A 17,289-nucleotide genomic window follows, 5' to 3' on the forward strand; every position below is an offset into this window, starting at 1 on the left:
CCACCCCTTCCGCAACCCCCCCCCCCCCCCTCCCCGTGAAACCCCCCCCGCGCCTCCCCCCCCCCCCCCCCCCCCCCCCCCGCCCCGCTTGCCGTCCGTCCGTCACATCCGCTGCCACAGCGCCGGAGTGGCCTCCGGCGACCAGGAGCCCTGCGCCTGGTGGTCCTGGAGGCACTGGTACCGGACACCGCCGTGGGTCACCGTGACGCCGGCCCGGTACACCCGGCCGGCCGACCAGGCGCCCGCTGCCGCGTTGTCCTGCGGGGCGGGCGGGGCGGTCTCGTCCGACGTGGTCTTCAGGGTGAGCCCGAAGTCCTCGAGGACGGGGATGACGGGCTGGTAGAACGTGGTCCCGCCGGCGGAGCAGTCACCGGAACCACCCGAGGTGACACCCTGGGCCTGGGCGCCGGAGACGAAGGGCCCGCCCGAGTCCCCGGGCTCGGCGCACACCGTCGTCCGGGTCAGGCCGTCGACGGTGCCCTCGGCGTAGCTGACGCTGGTGTCGTGCTGCTCGATGGTGCCGCAGTGCCATCCGGTGGTGGAGCCCGACCGGCACACCGACGCCCCCACCAGCGCCTGCACCGACCCCGCGATCTGCACCTTCTTGCCGCTCTGCGCCTGGACGTCCGGGGTGGCGGTCCAGTCGGCGTTGACGCCCACCCACGACATGTCCTTGCCGGGGAACGTCGAGGCCTGGAAGGTGCCCTGGGCCGACTTGTCGGAGCCGGTGGTGGCGGCGCCCGGCTTGCCGCAGTGACCGGCCGAGGCGAAGCCCTGCTGCTCGCCCTTGGTGACCGAGAACCCGATGGAGCAGCGCGCCTTGCCGTCGATGTAGTAGGCGTCGCCGCCGACCAGGTCCGCCAGTACCCGTGGCCGCTGCGTCGAGACGTGCACGCCCACGTCCTGGTCCGCGACGCCCGCGGCCTGGACGAAGGCCTGCGCGGCCTCCTCGCTGGTCGCCTGGACCACGACCCGGTTCGCGGGCACGTCGACGTACCAGACCGGGGTCTCGGGGGTCTGGACCCGTCGGGCCGCGGCGTCCAGTTTCTGCTTCACCGCCTTCAGGTCGCTCAGCGTCCGGTCCACGACCGTCGCCGTGGCTCCCTGCGCGCGGATGGCGGCCACGTCCGCGGCGTCGGTGGTGGCGACGGTGAGCCGGGCGGAGGTCGTGCCGCTGACCCAGGCCCCGGCGAAGTCCGTGCCCAGGGTGTTCCGCAGGCGCCCCGCGCGGGTGCCGGCCTCCGCCTCGTTGACCAGCCGGGCCGCGGCCTGGCTCGGCGTCAGCTCCAGGTCGCGGGCGAGGGCGCGCAGCATTCCGGCCGACGGCCGGTCCGCGCCGAGGGTCTGGGCGGCGCCGGGCAGCGGGCCCGGCGCGGGCGGCGGCTCGGCGGACGCGGTCGAGGGCAGTGCGGTCAGGACGAGGGTGCCGAGCGCGGTCAGGGCGACGCGGCGCCCGCTCGCGGCATGTCTGCCGACCATGCGATGTGCCTCCTTCGGGAAGGGGGTGTGTGCGGCGGAGGTCATAGGTCTTGCCGCGACGGCCCGCGGCGATACCGGAAACGGAACGCGTCAGCGCTACGGGGGACGCCGGGTGGTGGCAAGTGCAGTACCGGGGCGCCGGCCGCCGGGGCCGTGGGGCTGCGGCAGCGTCAGGCCGGATGCAGTCCGGGCGCGCCCGCCTCGGTGACGAACGACCCGGCGGTGGTCAGCGGCGCGCCGGGCCGGGTCACCGCGGAGACGGTCTTGAAGTCCAACCGGGCCGCGCTGCGGTCCAGCTCCACCCGGGCGAACCCGCGCCTGCCGTCGTAGAACCTCATGTGCGGGTTGGCCCGCATGAGGGTGTCCCAGTTGTCGGGCCGGGCCGCGCCGTCCTTGCCGCTGGCGACGGAGGTGCAGGTCAGTTCGGTGCCGAGGGTCCTGGACTGCGGGTCGTCGAAGTCCTCCTTGATGTCGAAGGCGTAGGCGACGTGCACGTCGCCGGTGAGGACCAGCCAGTTGTCGATGCCCGCCGCCCTGGCCCCGGCCACCACCCGGTTGCGGGAGGCGCGGTAGCCGTCCCAGGCGTCCATGGACATCGAGGCGTCCGCGGCGGTGGAGAACTTGCGCTGGGAGAAGCACACCTGCTGGGGCATCACGTTCCACAGCGCGCCGGAGGACTTCCAGCCGTCCAGCAGCCAGCGCTCCTGCGCGTCCCCGGTGAGCGTGCGGGCCGGGTCGTCGGACTCGGGCCCCGGCGGGTGCGGCCGGTCCCCGTAGGCCTGGTCGGAGCGGTACTGACGGGTGTCCAGAATGTCGAACTGCGCCAGCGTGCCCCAGTGCAGCCGGCGGTACAGCAGGGCGTCGGGGCCCTTCGGCAACTGGGCGGAGCGCAGCGGCTGGTTCTCCCAGTAGGCGCGGTAGGCGGCGGCCCGCCGGGCCAGGAACTCCTCGGGCGGCACGCCGTTCTCCGGGATGGCGGCGGCGTAGTTGTTCTCGGTCTCGTGGTCGTCCCAGGTGACCACGAACGGGTGCGCGGCGTGGGCCGCCTGGAGGTCCTCGTCGCTCTTGTACAGGGAGTAGCGCAGCCGGTAGTCGGCGAGGGTCATGGTCTCCCGGTCGAACACGTCGGGCAGCGTGACGTCGGTGTACCGGCGCTCCCCGCCCGCGGAGTTCACCGCGTACTCGTAAAGGTAGTCGCCGAGGTGGAAGACGACGTCGACGTCCTCCTCGGCGAGGTGCCGGTGCACGGTGTAGTAGCCGTCCTGGTAGGCCTGGCAGGCGACCGCGGCCAGGGTGAGGGAGGAGACGGAGGAGCCCGCGGCGGGCGCGGTGCGGGTGCGGCCGGCCGGGCTGATCCAGGCGCCGGCCCGGAACCGGTAGTAGTACGGGGTGCCCGGCGTCAGGCCTTTGACGTCGACGTGCAGGCTGTGGTGGTACTCCGGGTGGGCCACGGCCGATCCGCGCCGTACGACGGCGGCGAAGTACGGGTCCAGGGACACCTCCCACTCGACCGTCACCGGTTGCGCGGGCAGCCCGCCGTCCACCTCGAAGGGCTCGGGCGCCAGCCGTGTCCACAGCAGCACCGAGTCCGGCAGCGGGTCGCCGGAGGCGACGCCGAGGGTGAAGGGGTCGTCGAGGATGCGGGCGGCGTCCAACCGGGCGGCGGCGGCCGCGCCGTGGGCCGGCAGATTGGTGGAGAAGGCGAGTGCGGCGGCGGCCGCGGTGACGGTGAGAAAGCGCCGGCGGCGCAGGTGCCGGGCGGCCTCGGTCAGCACGGCGTCGTGCGGGGAGCGGGCGTGTTCTGCCAGTGCGCTGGGACGGCCCGTGAGCGCCATCTGGTGTCCTCTCGTGCGGGGTCGAAGGCGGCGCGGGCGCGTCCAGGGGCGAACGGCACGGTGAGCCGTCGTGACCGCGACCCGCGCACGCGGACCATGCATGCTAAGCAGACAAAATGCGGCAAAACGGCAGGACTTGCGGGGTGATCACACAGGAGGCGGTATCGCCCGGCGCATCGCGGCCGCGCCCCGGGGCGGAGGACCGGCCCCCGGTCGCGGCCCTGACGACGTCCCCGGCCCGCGGCCCCGGAACGCCGACGATGATCCGACGGCCGGACTGTAGTGTCGTCACGCACACCGGACGAACGGAGGCACCCATGACGGCCACGACCCCACCGGTCACCCTCGACGACGTCCGGGACGCCGCCGCCCGGCTGGAGGGCGTCGTCCACCGCACCCCCGTGCTGCGCTCCCGCACCCTCGACGCGCTGGCCGGTGCCGAGGTCCACCTCAAGTGCGAGAACTTCCAGCGGGTGGGCGCCTTCAAGTTCCGCGGCGCCTATCACGCCGCCTCCCGCCTCCCGCCCGGGCAGCTCGCCCGGGGCATCGCCGCCTACTCCTCCGGCAACCACGCCCAGGCCGTCGCCCTGGCCGCCCGCGAACTGGGCACCACCGCCGTCATCGTCATGCCCGAGGACGCCCCGCCGGCCAAGCGCGCCGCCACCGCCGGCTACGGCGCCGAGATCGTCACCTACGACCGCTACACCGGCGACCGCGTCGCCGTCGCCGAGGCCCTCGCCGCCGAGCGGGGCCTGAGCCTGATCCCGCCCTACGAGCACCCGCACGTCATCGCCGGGCAGGGCACCGCCGCCCTGGAACTCCTCCAGGAGGCGGGGGAGCTGGACGCGCTGCTCGCGCCGGTCGGCGGCGGCGGGCTGATCGCCGGGTCCGCCACGGCCGCCAAGGGCCTGTACCCGGGCATCCGGGTGACCGGCGTCGAGCCCGAGGCAAGCGACGACACCAAGCGGTCCCTGGAGGCCGGGCACCGGGTCGGCGTCCCCGTCCCGCGCACCATCGCCGACGGCCAGGCCCTGCCCACGCCGGGCGAGCTGACCTTCTCCCTCAACCGGCGGCTGCTGGACGGCATCGTGCTGGTCTCCGACGACGAGATCAGGGACGCCATGCGGTTCGCCTTCGAACGCCTGAAGATCGTCGTCGAACCGAGCGGCGCCACCGTGCTGGCCGCCCTGCTCACCGGCCGCGCGGGTCCGCTCCCGCGCCGGGTCGGCGTGATCGTCTCCGGCGGCAACGTCGACGCCGCGCGCTTCGCCCGGCTGTGCGGCACCGTCGGCTGAGCGGCCCTCCCGGTCCGCGCCGCCCCCGGTCACCCGGATGGCGCCGCCCGCTTGACGGGCGGACGATGGAGTGGTGGGGCCAGGCCTCGCCGGTGTTTCCCGTGGGGACGGTGCGCGACGGAGCCCGGTCCCGGCCGCAGGAGAGAAGCGGCCGGAAAGGAGGAGCGTCATGTTCGAGGCCAAGACGCTCGACAAGCCGGACGAACGGCGTGATTTTCCGCGCGGTCACCTGGAGACCGTCCACCTGACGGGTCTCGACTTCGCCGTGGCCACCTTCGAGCCGGGCTGGCGCTGGTCGGAGTCCGTGGGACCCATCGCCGGCACCGACAGCTGCGAGATCCACCACAACGGCTACATCGTCGAGGGCCGCCTGTGCGTCCGCATGGACGACGGCGCAGAGTACGAGGTCGGCCCGGGAGACGTCTTCGTCTGCCCGCCCGGCCACGACGCCTGGGTGGTGGGCGACCAACAGGTCGTGGCGTACGACTTCGCGGGCGCCATGGCGCAGCAGTACGCCAAGGCGGACTAGGACCGACCAGGACCGCGTCCGCCCGGGCGCGGTACCGAGGAGCGCACCCATGACGAATCCGACGGGCACGGTCGAGGCCGACCGTGCCCTCAAAGCACGGCACCGGACGATGTGGGCCCAGGGCGACTATCCGTCCCTGGCCGCCGATCTCATCGCCGGACTCGGCCCGAGACTGGTGCGGGCCGCCGGGGTCGGCCCCGGCGACCGGGTGCTGGACGTGGCGGCGGGCAGCGGCAACGTGGCCGTCCCGGCGGCCCTGGCCGGGGCCGACGTGACGGCGTCCGACCTGACACCGGAACTGCTGGAGACCGGCCGTCGGCTGGCGCGGGAACGCGGGGCGCGGCTGCGCTGGCAGGAGGCCGACGCCGAGGCCCTGCCCTTCGACGACGCGTCCTTCGACACCGTCGTCTCCTGCGTCGGGGTGATGTTCGCCCCGCACCACCGCAAGGCGGCGACCGAGCTGCTCCGCGTCTGCCGGCCCGGCGGCACCATCGCCCTGCTGAACTGGACGCCGGACGGCTTCATCGGGCGCATGCTGGCAACCCTGAAGCCTTACGCACCGCCGCCCCCGCCGGACGCGCAGCCGCCCCCGCTGTGGGGCGACGCCGGCCATGTGCGGGAGCTTTTCGGGGACCTGGTCACCGACCTGACCGCCGAGCGCGGGACGCTCACGGTCGACCGGTTCGCCACGCCCGAGGACTTCCGGGAGTACTTCAAGGAGCGCTACGGCCCGATGATCACCGTCTACCGGGCCAACGCCGACCACCCCGACCGTCTCGCGGCGATGGACCGCGAACTGGCCGACCTCGCCCGCCGGCACGACCGGGGGACGGACGGCTCCCTGGTGATGGAGTGGGAGTACCTGCTGGTCACCGCACGCAGAACGGACTGACCGCCCGGCGGACGGCGGGGAGGTCCGACGCTACGCGCCGGCCCCGTCGCCCGGCCGGGTCTCCACCAGCACCACCTCCAGGGTGCGCGGGCCGTGCACCCCCTCGACCCGGTCCAGTTCGATGTCGCTGGTCGCCGACGGGCCGGAGATCCAGGTCAGCGGACGGCGCGGGTCGAGGCGCCCGAGTGCCCGGGGCACGGAGGGGACGACCTGGTCCGGGACCCGGACGACACAGATGTGGTGGTCCGGGACCAGGGTGATGCGGCGCCGGCCCTGGTCCGGGCCGCCGTCCAGGACGATCGTGCCCGTCTCGGCGATCGCGACCGCGCAGCCGGTGACCACGCTGTCGACCCGGTCCAGGTCGTGCGGGGTGTCCTCCGCCCGGTCCGGGCGCCGCTCCACGCCGGCCTCCGCGAGCCAGCCGGGGTCCAGGCCCGGTGGCACGGCCACCGTCCGGGCGCCGCGCCCGGCGAGCAGCCCTGCGATCACCGACGGCAGCGCCTCCGCCGTGGTGCGGTGCACGACGGCCCGGTACTCCGCGAGGTTCCCGGCGAGGAGGCGGACCGTCTCCGCGGCCTCGCGGGCGCCGTGCTCGGCGAGGTAGTCCCGGGCCACCGCCCGCTCGTAGGGGGTGTCGTCGCGCGGCACGTCCGCCAGCGCGCGGCGCACCCGGCCCAGGATCCGGTCCCTGCTGCTCACTTCGCACCGTCCTCTGCGCCGCGGGTCCGCCGCCACCAGTCCCGGAACGGCTCCGCGGGCACCTCGGGCAGGTCCCGGCCGCCGCTCCACGCCCGTCCCGGGCCGGGCAGCGTCCGGGGATGGAAGCGGCGGGTCCGCGACGCCAGCCGCTGGCCCGACCGCAGCGCCCCCGGATGCGTGAACGCCCACTGCGCCGCCCGCATCGCGGCCCGCTCGGCGGCATGCCCCCCGGCGGGCTTCAGCACGACCTTGTTGCCGTGCCGGGTCGCCGGGCCGCCCTGCACGACCCGCTCCCGCAGGTGCACCAGCACCTCGGGGATGTCGATGGCGACCGGGCACACCTCGTAGCAGGCGCCGCAGAGACTGGACGCGTAGGGGAGGGAGGCGTCGATCTCGCTGCCGGTGCCCCGCAGCTGGGGGCTGAGGATCGCCCCGATGGGACCCGGGTACACCGACCCGTAGGCGTGGCCGCCGGCCCGCTCGTAGACGGGGCAGACGTTCAGGCAGGCCGAGCAGCGGATGCAGCGCAGCGCCTGGCGGCCCACCTCGTCGGCCAGGGTGTCGGTGCGGCCGTTGTCCAGCAGGACCAGGTGGAAGACCCGGGGGCCGTCCTCGTCCGTGGTGCCCGTCCACATCGACGTGTACGGGTTCATGCGCTCGGCGGTGGAGGAGCGGGGGAGGGTCTGGAGGAACACCTCCAGATCCCGCCAGGTGGGCACGACCTTCTCGATGCCGACCACCGAGATCAGCGTCTCGGGCAGGGTCAGGCACATCCGGCCGTTGCCCTCCGACTCCACGACCACCAGCGTGCCGGTCTCGGCGACCACGAAGTTGGCGCCGGAGACGCCGACCCGGGCGCGCAGGAACTTCTCCCGCAGATGCAGCCGCGCCGCCTCGGCCAGCTCGGCCGGGGTGTCCGTCAGGCCTTCCGGCGCCGGGCGGCCCCACTCGCCCATCCGCGTGCGGAAGACGTCCCGGATCTCGCCGCGGTTGCGGTGGATCGCCGGGACCAGGATGTGGGAGGGCCGGTCCCTGCCCAACTGCACGATCAGTTCCGCGAGGTCCGTCTCGTAGGCCCGGATGCCCGCCGCGTCGAGGGCCTCGTTCAGCCCGATCTCCTGCGTGGCCATCGACTTGACCTTGACGACCTCCGACTCGCCGGTGTCCCGGACCAGCCGGGTGACGATGCGGTTGGCCTCGTCCGCGTCGGCGGCCCAGTGGACGACGCCGCCGGCCGCCGTCACCGACTCCTCCACCTGCTCCAGATAGCGGTCGAGGTGCCGCAGCGTGTGGTCCTTGATCCGCCGGCCCGCCTCGCGCAGCTCCGCCCAGTCGGACACCTCCGCGACCGCCTTGGCCCGCTTGGCGCGGATGGTGTGGGTGGCGTGCCGCAGATTGCCGCGCAGGGTCCGGTCGTGCACGGCCTCCCGCGCGGCCCGCGGAAAGGCCGGCATCCCCACGAACGTACCGCTCATACCGCCGGCTCCTCCTCCGTGCTCGCCAGGATCTCCGCGATGTGCACCGGCCGCATGCCCGTCCGCAGCCGCGCCATGGTGCCGCCGAGGTGCATCAGGCACGAGTTGTCGGCCGCGCACAGCACCTCGGCGCCGGTCGAGACGGCGTTGCGCACCTTGTCCGCGCCCATCGCCGTCGAGACGTCGGCGTTCTTCACCGCGAACGTGCCGCCGAAACCGCAGCACTCCTCCGCGCCCGGCAACTCCACCAGCTCCAGGCCCTTCACCGCCCGCAGCAGCCGCAGCGGCCGGTCGCCGAGACCGAGGCCGCGCAGACCGTGACAGGTGGGGTGGTAGGTCACGGTGTGCGGGTAGCAGGCGCCGACGTCCGTCACCCCCACCACGTCCACCAGGAACTCCGTCAGCTCGTACGTACGGGGCACCAGCGGCGCCAGCGTGGCCGCCAGGCCGTCGCCGCGGCCCTCCGCGCGGGCCCGTTCGCCCATCCGCGGATACAGCTCGCGCACCATCGCCGCGCACGACCCCGAGGGCGTGACGATCGCGTCGTAGTCCCGGAAGACCTCGGCGAAGCGGCGGGCCAGCGGCTCCGCCCCGTGGCGGTACCCGGTGTTGTAGTGCGCCTGCCCGCAGCAGGTCTGGCCCATCGGGAAGTCGACGTCGACGCCGAGTCTGGTCAGCAGCCGGACCACGGCACGGCCGGTGCCGGGATAGAGCGTGTCGTTGACGCAGGTCAGGAACAGGGCGACACGCATCGCGGCTCCTCTTCGTCGATCATCGGACCAGTGCAGGGTAGTTGCGCGCGGCGGAACGGGGGAGGAGGCCCGGTCACCGGCCGGCGAGCCGCGCCTCGGCCGCCCGCCAGCGCTCCGTGCCCCCGCTCGGCTCGTACCGCCGCAGCGGCTGCGTACCGGCGAGCAGCCGGCGCATCCCCGCCAGATCGCCGGCCAGGCCCTGCGCCCGCGCCTGCACCAGGATGTTGCCCAGCGCCGCGGCCTCCGCCGGGCCCGCCACCACCGGCAGCCCGCAGGCGTCCGCGGTCAGCCGGCACAGCAGTTCGTTGCGCGTGCCGCCACCGACGACGTGCACGACGTCCACCGGGTGACCGGCGAGCCGCTGGGCGTCCTCGACGGCCCTGCGGTGGGCCAGCGCCAGCGAGTCGAGGATGCAGCGGGTGATCTCGGCGGGCGAGACCGGCACCGGCTGCCCCGAGGCCCGGCAGGCCTCGGCGATCCGCTCCGGCATCCGGCCCGGCGCCAGAAACGCCGTGTCCCCGGCGTCCACCACCGACCGCAGCGCCGGCACCCCGGCCGCCTCCCGCAGCAGCGCGTCCAGCTCCGGGCGCCCCCACTCCCGCAGGCACTCCTGGAGCAGCCACAGCCCCATGATGTTGCGCAGATAGCGGACCGTGCCGTCCAGCCCCAGCTCGTTGGTGAAGTTGGCGGCCCGGCTCTCCTCCGTGAGCACCGGAGCGGTCAGCTCCAGGCCGGCCAGTGACCAGGTGCCGGTGCAGATGTACGCGAACCGCTCGCCGACGGCCGGGACGGAGGCCACCGCGGAGGCGGTGTCGTGCGAGGCGACCGTCGTCACCGGCACCGGTCCCGGCATCCCCGTCTCCTGGAGCACCCGCGCACGCAGCACCCCGGCCGGGTCGCCGGGGGTGCGCAGCGGCGCGAACAGTCCGAGGTCGACGCCCAGCCGCCCCGCGACGCCGTACGCCCAGTCCCGGGTGCGCGGGTCGATCAGCTGGGTGGTGGAGGCGTTGGTCAGCTCCGTGCCCTGCTCGCCCGTCAGCCAGTACGTCAGCAGGTCCGGGATCAGCAACAGCCGCCGCGCGGCGTCCAGTTGCGCCGAGGAACGAGCGGCGGTCAGCTGGTAGAGCGTGTTGAACGGCGCGTACTGCGATCCGGTCGCCGCGTACAGCTCAGCGGCCGGCACCGTCGCCCACACCGTCTCCGCGACGCCCTCGGTGCGCTCGTCGCGGTAGTGCACCGGGTTGCCGAGCAGCGCGCCGTCGGCGTCCAGCAGCCCGTAGTCCACGGCCCAGCCGTCGATGCCGACGGACGCCACCTGCCCCGCCGCCCGCAACCCGTCCAGCACCCCCGCGTACAGCCCGAGCACGTCCCAGCGCAGCCCCTCGGGGACCCGCACCGGACGGTTGGGGAACCGGTGCGCCTCGGTCAGCTCCAGCGTGCCGGGGCCGACGCGGCCGACCATGACCCGCCCGCTGGACGCGCCCAGGTCGACCGCGGCGTACGGCCGCACGGCCGCGCTCATCGCAGGAAGGCCGCGGCGACACCGGCGTCGACCGGGACGTGCAGGCCCGTGGTGTGCGTCAGGTCGCCGCCGGTCAGCGCGAACACGGCGTTCGCCACGTGCTCGGGCAGCACCTCCCGCTTGAGCAGCGTCCGCTGCGCGTAGAACTCGCCGAGCTTCTCCTCCGGCACCCCGTAGACCGCCGCGCGCCGCGCGCCCCAGCCGCCCGCGAAGATGCCCGAACCGCGCACGACACCGTCCGGGTTGACCCCGTTGACCCGGATGCCGTGCTCGCCCAGCTCGGCGGCGAGCAGCCGCACCTGGTGGGCCTGGTCGGCCTTGGTCGCCGCGTAGGCGATGTTGTTCGGCCCGGCGAAGACGGCGTTCTTCGACACGACGTACACCAGATCGCCGCCCAGCTCCTGCGCGATCATCACCCGGGCCGCCTCCCGCGAGACGAGGAAGGAACCGCGGGCCATGATGTCGTGCTGGCGGTCCCAGTCCTTCGCGGTGGTCTCCAGCAGCGGCTTGGAGACGGAGACCCCGGCGTTGTTGACGACCAGGTCCACGCCGCCGAAGGCCAGCACGGCCGTCCGGAACGCCTCCGCGATCTGCTCCTCGCTGGTGACGTCCACCGTCACCGCGACGGCCCGGTCCGGCCCGCCCAGCTCCTCGGCGACCGCCGCCGCGTTCTCCCCGTCGAGGTCGGCGACCACGACACAGGCCCCCTCGGCGGCCAGCCGGTGCGCGACGGCCCTGCCGATGCCGCTGCCGGCGCCGGTGACCAGGGCGACGCGTGTCGCCAGCGCCCTGGGCGCGGGCATCCGCCGCAGCTTGGCCTCCTCCAGCGCCCAGTACTCGATGCGGAACTTCTCCGACTCCTCGATCGGCGCGTACGTGGACACCGCCTCCGCGCCCCGCATCACGTTGACGGCGTTGACGTAGAACTCGCCCGCCACGCGTGCCGTCTGCTTGTCCTTGCCGAAGCTGAACATGCCCACGCCCGGCACCAGCACGATCGCCGGGTCGGCGCCGCGCATCGCGGGCGAGCCGGGCTCGGCGTGCCGCGCGTAGTAGGCGGCGTACTCCTCGCGGTAGGCGGCGTGCAGTTCCTTCAGCCGGGCGACCGCGTCCTCCAGGGGCGCCGTCGGCGGCAGATCGAGGACCAGCGGCCGCACCTTGGTGCGCAGGAAGTGGTCCGGGCAGGACGTGCCGAGCGCGGCCAGCCGCGGGTGCTCGGCGCGGGAGACGAAGTCCAGCACCACCTCGGCGTCGGTGAAGTGCCCGACCTGCGGCCGGTCCCGCGAGGCGAGGGCCCGTACGTACGGTGCGAGCGCGGCGGCCCGCTCCCGCCGCTCGCCCGCGGGCAGCGGGGCGTAGCCCTCGATCACCGGCCCGAACGGTTCCGGATCACCGCGCTCGGCGAGGAAGGCCTCGGCGGTGCGGATGATGTGCAGCGAGTTGCGTTCGCACTCCTCGGAGGTGTCGCCCCAGGCGGTGATGCCGTGCCCGCCCAGGACGCAGCCGACGGCCTGCGGGTTGGCCTCCTTCGCCGCCGCGATGTCCAGCCCCAGCTGGAACCCCGGCCGCCGCCACGGCACCCACACCACCGAGTCGCCGAAGCACTCGGCGGTCAGCTTCTCGCCGTCGGCCGCACAGGCCAGGGCGATGCCGGAGTCCGGGTGCAGGTGGTCGACGTGGGCGGCCTCGACCAGGCCGTGCATCGCCGTGTCGATGGAGGGCGCCGCACCGCCCTTGCCGTGCAGGCAGTAGTCGAACGCGGCGACCATCTCGTCCTCGCGCTCGACGCCCGGATAGACGTCCTTCAGCGCCCGCAGCCGGTCCAGCCGCAGCACGGCGAGGCCGTCCTCGGTGAGCGTCCCCAGATCCCCGCCGGACCCCTTGACCCACATCAGCTCCACATCACCTCCGGTGACGGGATCGGTCGCGGTGCCCTTGGCGGAGGCGTTGCCGCCGGCGTAGTTGGTGTTGCGGGGATCGGAGCCGAGCCGGTGCGCACGGGCGAGGAGGGCGGCGGCTCGGGGGTGGGGTGTCATGAGTGTGCATCACCTTTCCGGGATGGGGCTGGGCAACGCCCTCACAGGGGCGCGGGGCTGATGTCCCTATGCGGCTACCGCCGCGTGGGCGCGACCAGCCCCCGCGGCCCGCAGGCCGCGAACAACGGAACTCGGCAGACGGAACCGGAACCTCAGGCACCCCAACCCGCCTGCTCACCCCCGACCCGCTCCCCGACGACCTTCTCCGCCCACCCGCTGCGGGCATACGCCGCGACCGGATCGGGATCCAGCCCCATCTCCTTGCGCACCTCACCGAGCAGCGGCCGCACATCGGTGTTGTAGGCGTCCATCAGCACCGCGTTGGCGCCCAGCACGTCCCCCGCGGCCTGCGCGGCGGCCAACGCCCCCCGGTCGACCAGCAGCGCCTTCGCCGTGGCCTCCTGAACGTTCATCACCGACCGGATGATCGCCGGGATCTTCGGCTCGACGTTGTGGCACTGGTCGAGCATGAACGCCACCTCGGAGGTGAACCCCCCGCCCCGCACCACCTCGTACATGATCCGGAACAGCTGGAACGGATCGGCGGCTCCGGCCATCAGGTCGTCGTCCGCGTAGAACCGCGAGTTGAAGTCGAAACCGCCGAGCTTCCCCTTCCGCAGCAGCGTCGCCACGATGAACTCGATGTTGGTGCCCGGCGCGTGGTGCCCGGTGTCGACCACGACCTGCGCCTTCTCGCCGAGCTCGATGCAGTGGGCGTAGGCGGTGCCCCAGTCCGGCACGTCCGTGGTGTAGAACGCCGGCTCGAAGAGCTTGTACTCCAGCAGCATCCGCTGCCCCTCGCCGAGCCGCTCGTACACCTCCGCCAGGCCCTCGGCGAGCCGGTCCTGCCGGGCCCGTGTGTCGTCCTGCCCGGGGTAGTTGGTGCCGTCCGCGAACCACAGCTTCAGGTCGGCCGAGCCCGTGGCGTCCATGATGTCGACGCATTCCCGGAGGTGGTCGACCGCCTTGCGGCGCACCGCCGCGTCGGGGTGGCAGACGCTGCCCAGCCGGTAGTCGTCGTCCTGGAAGGTGTTGGAGTTGATCGCCCCCACCCGCACGCCCCGCTCGGCCGCGTACTCCGCCAGCGCGGCGTAGTCCTCGACCCGGTCCCACGGAATGTGCAGGGCGACGGTCGGCGCCACGCCGGTGAACTCGTGGACCTTCGCCGCGTCGTCCAGCTTCTCGTACGGAGTGCGCGGCACGCCCGGTTGCGCGAACACCTTGAAGCGGGTGCCCGAGTTCCCGTACGCCCACGACGGCGTCTCGACTGCCTGGGTCCTGAGCGCGGCCTTCACCGCGGCGAGGTCGGTCACTTCGGGGCTCCTGTGACGTCGGAAGCCGTGCTCCCGGGGGAACACGGTCCATGGGGTCGGTGAAACGATTCAGACCGTGAAGCTATGGGTCGGCCGAAGAGGTGTCAACCCCGCCGACCGGGCCCGCATCCCAGAACTCGCCGCGCGGACTTGCGCGGCGGAATCCTTTCCCCTCGGACCCATTGACGCGGTGCGCGGTCGCCGCCTACCGTCCCGGTCCGTCCGTTGAAACCTTTCACAGCGTCGGGAGGTCCGTCTCGCCGACGTCGTCGAGGAGCCCCCATGACCCACCCGTCCGCCACGGGTCCGTCCCCGAACGGCACCGTCGAGGCCTTCGAGCCGTGGGACCCGGCCGAGCTCGGCGAACCGGCCGCCGTGTCCGACGCCGGCACCATCGACCCGTACGACGTCTAGACACCGGACGGCCCGCCATGCGACGCGTCTGCTTCCTGCTCAAGGTCCGCCGGGACCGGATCGCCGAGTACCGCGAACGGCACGCCGCCGTGTGGCCCGAGATGCGCGCGGCGCTTACGGCCACCGGCTGGCACAACTACTCCCTCTTCCTGCGCGACGACGGCCTGCTCGTCGGCTACCTGGAGACCGAGGACTTCGAGGCCGCCCGGGCCGCCATGGAGGCCACCGAGGTCAACGCCCGGTGGCAGGCCGAGATGGCCCCCTTCTTCGAGTCCCTCGACGGCGCCCGCCCCGACGAGGCGATGCGACCGCTCACCGAGGTCTTCCACCTCGACTGAACCCCCGCCCGGTCCGCCTCCCGCCGGACTCCACGCGCCGCGCGGGACGGCGTGCCGTCGTTCCTCCGCCCTCCGCCGGGAGAAGCCCGGCGGCACCACCCCGCCCCCGCCGCACGTCACCGGCTTCCGGCTGCCCCGAGGAGGGCCGTCCGTACCGGGGTGACCTGACGGTAATGTGACGGTCGTCCGGCCGCCCCGCGCATGTCCGACACGCCCGTCCCCCAACCAGACCGACCCTGGAGGAACCTGCCCGATGGCCCAGTCGGTGGGTATCAAGGACGTAGCCCGCGCCGCCGGAGTCTCCGTGGGCACGGTCTCCAACGTCATCAACCGCCCGGACACGGTCGCCACCGAGACCCGGGCACGGGTGCTGTCGGCGATCGACCGGCTCGGCTACGTCCGCAGCGAGTCCGCCCGCCAGCTGCGCGCCGGCCGCAGCCGCATCATGGGGCTGCTCGTCCTCGACATGGGCAACCCCTTCTTCGTGGACGTCGCGCGCGGCGCCGAGCGGGCCGCGCGCGAGGCCGGGCTCGGGGTGATGGTCTGCAACAGCGCCCAGGACCCGGGGGAGGAGGCCGAGTACCTCTCCCACTTCGCCGAGCAGCGGGTCCGCGGCGTGCTGCTGACCCCCGCCGACGCCACCGGCCGCAACATCGCCGCCTTCCGGCGGCACAACATCCCCTTCGTGCTGGTCGACCGGGTCGCCGAGGGCGCCACCGAGTGCTCCGTCTCCGTGGACGACGTGGCGGGCGGCGCCCTCGCGGTGCGCCACCTGGTGGACGCCGGACACCGCTCCGTCGCCTACGTCAGCGGACCGCCCGGCCTCAACCAGGTCAGGGACCGCCGCACCGGCGCACTGGCCGCCCTCGCCGAGGCCGGCCTCGGCCCCGACGCGCTGCGCGAGCTGCCCACCGAACGGCTCGACGTCGCCGCCGGCCGGGACGCCGGCGCCCGGCTGCTCGGCCTCGCCGACCGGCCGGCCGCCGTCTTCTGCGCCAACGACCTGCTCGCCCTCGGCGTCCTCCAGGCCCTCTACGCGGCCGGGGCCGCCGTCCCCGACGACTTCGCGCTCGTCGGCTACGACGACATCGAGTTCGCCGCGGCGGCGGCCGTGCCGCTCACCTCGGTGCGCCAGCCCGCCGTGACCATGGGCGCCCTCGCCGCCGGACTGCTCCTGGAGGAGACGGAGGCCGAGGGCGCACCGCACGAGCACCGCCGGGTCGTCCTCCAGCCCGAGCTGGTCGTCCGGCGCTCCAGCCTGCCCGCCCGCTGACCCGCCGTTCAGCAGGCCGTCCCGCTCCCCGCCGCCGCGCGCTCACGTCCATGTGCTGAACTGGGACACGGCCAGACTCGTCCGTCCCGGGAGCCCTCTTGAGCGTCAGCTACCGCCAGCCCGGCGTCGTCCTCACCGACCGCCGCTTCACCGTGCCCCTCGACCACGACGCCCCGGCCGGGGAGACGATCGAGCTGTACGCCCGAGAGGTCGTCGCGAGCGACAAGGCGGGCCAGGACCTGCCGTGGCTGGTCTACCTCCAGGGCGGCCCCGGCTTCGGGGCGAACCGTTTCATCGGCAAGCCGGCCTGGCTCGGCCGCGCCCTGAAGGACCACCGCGTCCTCCTGCTCGACCAGCGCGGCACCGGCGCCTCCACCCCCGCCGGCCGGCAGACGCTCCCCTTGCGCGGCGGCCCCGCCGAACAGGCGCGCTACCTCACGCACTTCCGCGCCGACTCCATCGTCCGCGACTGCGAGGCGATCCGCCCCCAGGTCACCGGCGGCGCCCCCTGGACCGTCCTCGGCCAGAGCTTCGGCGGCTTCTGCACCGTCTCCTACCTGTCCCTGGCCCCCGAGGGGCTGAGCACCGCCCTGATCACCGGCGGCCTGCCCTCCCTGGACGCCCACGCCGACGACGTCTACCGGGCCGCCTACCCGCGCATCGAGTGCAAGGTCGCCGCCCACTACGCCCGCTACCCGCAGGACGTCGAACGCGTCCGCCGCATCGCCGACCACCTGCTCACCCACGACGTGGTCCTGCCGAACGGCTACCGGCTCACCGTCGAGGCCTTCCAGTCCCTCGGCATCCTCCTCGGCAGCGGCGACGGCAGCCACCGCCTGCACTTCCTGCTGGAGGACGCCTTCGTGCGCACCCCGGGCGGCACCGAGCTGTCCGACGCCTTCCAGGAGGAGGTCCAGGGCCTGCTGTCCTACGCGGGCCACCCGCTCTACGCCCTCGTCCACGAGGCGATCTACGCCCAGGACGACCGCCCCACCGCCTGGTCCGCCGAACGCGTCCGCGCCGAGTTCCCGCGGTTCGACGCCGCCAAGGCGCTCGCGGGCGACGAACCGGTGCTGTTCACCGGCGAGTCCGTCCACCCCTGGACGTTCGCGTGCGACCCGGCGCTGCGCCCGCTGCGCGAGACCGCCGAACTGCTCGCCGCCCGCACCGACTGGACCCCCTTGTACGACCCCGCCCGCCTGGCCGCCAACGAGGTGCCGGCCGCCGCGGCCGTCTACCACGACGACATGTACGTCGACACCGCCCACTCCCTGACCACCGCGCGCGCCGTCCGGGGGCTGCGCACCTGGGTCACCGACGAGTTCGAGCACGACGGCGTCCGCGCCGGCGGCCCCCGCGTCCTGGACCGGCTGCTGGCTCTGGCGCGCGACGAGGCATGAATCCGGGCCGAGTTGTCGGTGCCGCCGGTTAGGGTGC

The 17,289-nt window shown here is 74.0% G+C and carries 15 protein-coding genes; 7 read left to right on the top strand and 8 right to left on the bottom strand.

Translation table 11 applies throughout. The features are described 5' to 3' along the window. Nucleotides 1–102 precede the first annotated feature (102 nt). Nucleotides 103–1,479 carry an alpha-lytic protease prodomain-containing protein gene (locus tag ACZ45Q_RS14810; RefSeq protein ID WP_468260102.1) on the bottom strand — a complete coding sequence of 459 codons (1,377 nt, stop codon included), beginning with the start codon at nt 1,477–1,479 and terminating at the stop codon, nt 103–105. A gap of 170 nt (nt 1,480–1,649) precedes the next feature. Beyond that, complete coding sequence (locus ACZ45Q_RS14815) at nt 1,650–3,314, bottom strand: alkaline phosphatase D family protein (protein ID WP_468260105.1); 1,665 nt, start codon at nt 3,312–3,314, stop codon at nt 1,650–1,652. A 317-nt stretch (nt 3,315–3,631) separates the two neighbouring features. Here ACZ45Q_RS14815 and ACZ45Q_RS14820 point away from each other — a divergent pair, with 317 nt between their 5' ends. The 3 genes from ACZ45Q_RS14820 to ACZ45Q_RS14830 all read left to right on the top strand — a co-directional run bounded on the left by ACZ45Q_RS14820 (nt 3,632) and on the right by ACZ45Q_RS14830 (nt 6,030). Then, complete coding sequence (locus ACZ45Q_RS14820) at nt 3,632–4,609, top strand: pyridoxal-phosphate dependent enzyme (protein ID WP_468260107.1); 978 nt, start codon at nt 3,632–3,634, stop codon at nt 4,607–4,609. Nucleotides 4,610–4,778: 169 nt separating this feature from the next. Continuing rightward, nucleotides 4,779–5,138: a cupin domain-containing protein gene (locus ACZ45Q_RS14825; protein ID WP_468260110.1), complete on the top strand. Its 360-nt coding sequence runs from the start codon at nt 4,779–4,781 to the stop codon at nt 5,136–5,138. 49 nt (nt 5,139–5,187) lie between these two features. After that, nucleotides 5,188–6,030 (top strand): class I SAM-dependent methyltransferase, encoded by an 843-nt coding sequence (locus tag ACZ45Q_RS14830; RefSeq protein ID WP_468260113.1) that lies wholly within the window; start codon nt 5,188–5,190, stop codon nt 6,028–6,030. A 30-nt stretch (nt 6,031–6,060) separates the two neighbouring features. Here the strand turns inward: ACZ45Q_RS14830 and ACZ45Q_RS14835 are convergent, their stop codons facing one another. The 6 genes from ACZ45Q_RS14835 to rhaI form a co-directional block, all read right to left on the bottom strand. Further along, entirely contained in the window at nt 6,061–6,729 is a 669-nt protein-coding gene (locus tag ACZ45Q_RS14835) for a LutC/YkgG family protein (protein WP_468260116.1), read from the bottom strand. Further along, nucleotides 6,726–8,204, bottom strand: a complete 1,479-nt coding sequence (locus ACZ45Q_RS14840; protein WP_468260118.1) for a LutB/LldF family L-lactate oxidation iron-sulfur protein — start codon at nt 8,202–8,204, stop codon at nt 6,726–6,728. The genes ACZ45Q_RS14835 and ACZ45Q_RS14840 overlap by 4 nt, the downstream gene beginning before the upstream one ends. Continuing rightward, entirely contained in the window at nt 8,201–8,956 is a 756-nt protein-coding gene (locus ACZ45Q_RS14845; protein WP_468260121.1) for a (Fe-S)-binding protein, read from the bottom strand. The genes ACZ45Q_RS14840 and ACZ45Q_RS14845 overlap by 4 nt, the downstream gene beginning before the upstream one ends. A gap of 73 nt (nt 8,957–9,029) precedes the next feature. Continuing rightward, on the bottom strand, nt 9,030–10,478 hold the full coding sequence (locus ACZ45Q_RS14850; protein ID WP_468260124.1) for a rhamnulokinase: 1,449 nt from the start codon (nt 10,476–10,478) through the stop codon (nt 9,030–9,032). After that, nucleotides 10,475–12,514 carry a bifunctional aldolase/short-chain dehydrogenase gene (locus tag ACZ45Q_RS14855; RefSeq protein ID WP_468260127.1) on the bottom strand — a complete coding sequence of 680 codons (2,040 nt, stop codon included), beginning with the start codon at nt 12,512–12,514 and terminating at the stop codon, nt 10,475–10,477. Before ACZ45Q_RS14855 ends, ACZ45Q_RS14850 begins: the two co-directional genes overlap by 4 nt. Before the next feature lie 152 nt (nt 12,515–12,666). Continuing rightward, nucleotides 12,667–13,827, bottom strand: a complete 1,161-nt coding sequence (rhaI, locus tag ACZ45Q_RS14860; RefSeq protein WP_468260130.1) for an L-rhamnose isomerase — start codon at nt 13,825–13,827, stop codon at nt 12,667–12,669. 282 nt (nt 13,828–14,109) lie between these two features. Here rhaI and ACZ45Q_RS14865 point away from each other — a divergent pair, with 282 nt between their 5' ends. From ACZ45Q_RS14865 to ACZ45Q_RS14880, 4 genes are all read left to right on the top strand, one after another. Next, the gene (locus tag ACZ45Q_RS14865) at nt 14,110–14,241 is read left to right on the top strand and encodes a hypothetical protein (RefSeq protein WP_468260133.1); all 132 of its coding nucleotides are present in this window, start codon (nt 14,110–14,112) and stop codon (nt 14,239–14,241) included. A 17-nt stretch (nt 14,242–14,258) separates the two neighbouring features. Beyond that, nucleotides 14,259–14,579, top strand: coding sequence for an L-rhamnose mutarotase (locus tag ACZ45Q_RS14870; RefSeq protein WP_468260135.1), 321 nt, complete (start codon nt 14,259–14,261; stop codon nt 14,577–14,579). Between the two features lie 253 nt (nt 14,580–14,832). Then, nucleotides 14,833–15,852, top strand: a complete 1,020-nt coding sequence (locus ACZ45Q_RS14875) for a LacI family DNA-binding transcriptional regulator (protein WP_468260138.1) — start codon at nt 14,833–14,835, stop codon at nt 15,850–15,852. A 98-nt stretch (nt 15,853–15,950) separates the two neighbouring features. Further along, a complete protein-coding gene (locus tag ACZ45Q_RS14880) occupies nt 15,951–17,252 on the top strand; it encodes an alpha/beta fold hydrolase (RefSeq protein ID WP_468260140.1) in 1,302 nt (433 codons plus the stop codon). The last annotated feature ends 37 nt before the right edge of the window (nt 17,253–17,289 follow it).

Source organism: Streptomyces sp. NPDC031049, from assembly GCF_055571015.1.

Excerpts from the sequence above, each read along its gene's own strand:
- ACZ45Q_RS14810 (WP_468260102.1), bottom strand. The coding sequence starts at position 1,479 with ATGGTCGGCAGACATGCCGCGAGCGGGCGCCGCGTCGCCCTGACCGCG.
- ACZ45Q_RS14815 (WP_468260105.1), bottom strand. The coding sequence starts at position 3,314 with ATGGCGCTCACGGGCCGTCCCAGCGCACTGGCAGAACACGCCCGCTCC.
- ACZ45Q_RS14820 (WP_468260107.1), top strand. The coding sequence starts at position 3,632 with ATGACGGCCACGACCCCACCGGTCACCCTCGACGACGTCCGGGACGCC.
- ACZ45Q_RS14825 (WP_468260110.1), top strand. The coding sequence starts at position 4,779 with ATGTTCGAGGCCAAGACGCTCGACAAGCCGGACGAACGGCGTGATTTT.
- ACZ45Q_RS14830 (WP_468260113.1), top strand. The coding sequence starts at position 5,188 with ATGACGAATCCGACGGGCACGGTCGAGGCCGACCGTGCCCTCAAAGCA.
- ACZ45Q_RS14840 (WP_468260118.1), bottom strand. The coding sequence starts at position 8,204 with ATGAGCGGTACGTTCGTGGGGATGCCGGCCTTTCCGCGGGCCGCGCGG.
- ACZ45Q_RS14845 (WP_468260121.1), bottom strand. The coding sequence starts at position 8,956 with ATGCGTGTCGCCCTGTTCCTGACCTGCGTCAACGACACGCTCTATCCC.
- ACZ45Q_RS14850 (WP_468260124.1), bottom strand. The coding sequence starts at position 10,478 with ATGAGCGCGGCCGTGCGGCCGTACGCCGCGGTCGACCTGGGCGCGTCC.
- ACZ45Q_RS14855 (WP_468260127.1), bottom strand. The coding sequence starts at position 12,514 with ATGACACCCCACCCCCGAGCCGCCGCCCTCCTCGCCCGTGCGCACCGG.
- ACZ45Q_RS14865 (WP_468260133.1), top strand. The coding sequence starts at position 14,110 with ATGACCCACCCGTCCGCCACGGGTCCGTCCCCGAACGGCACCGTCGAG.
- ACZ45Q_RS14870 (WP_468260135.1), top strand. The coding sequence starts at position 14,259 with ATGCGACGCGTCTGCTTCCTGCTCAAGGTCCGCCGGGACCGGATCGCC.
- ACZ45Q_RS14875 (WP_468260138.1), top strand. The coding sequence starts at position 14,833 with ATGGCCCAGTCGGTGGGTATCAAGGACGTAGCCCGCGCCGCCGGAGTC.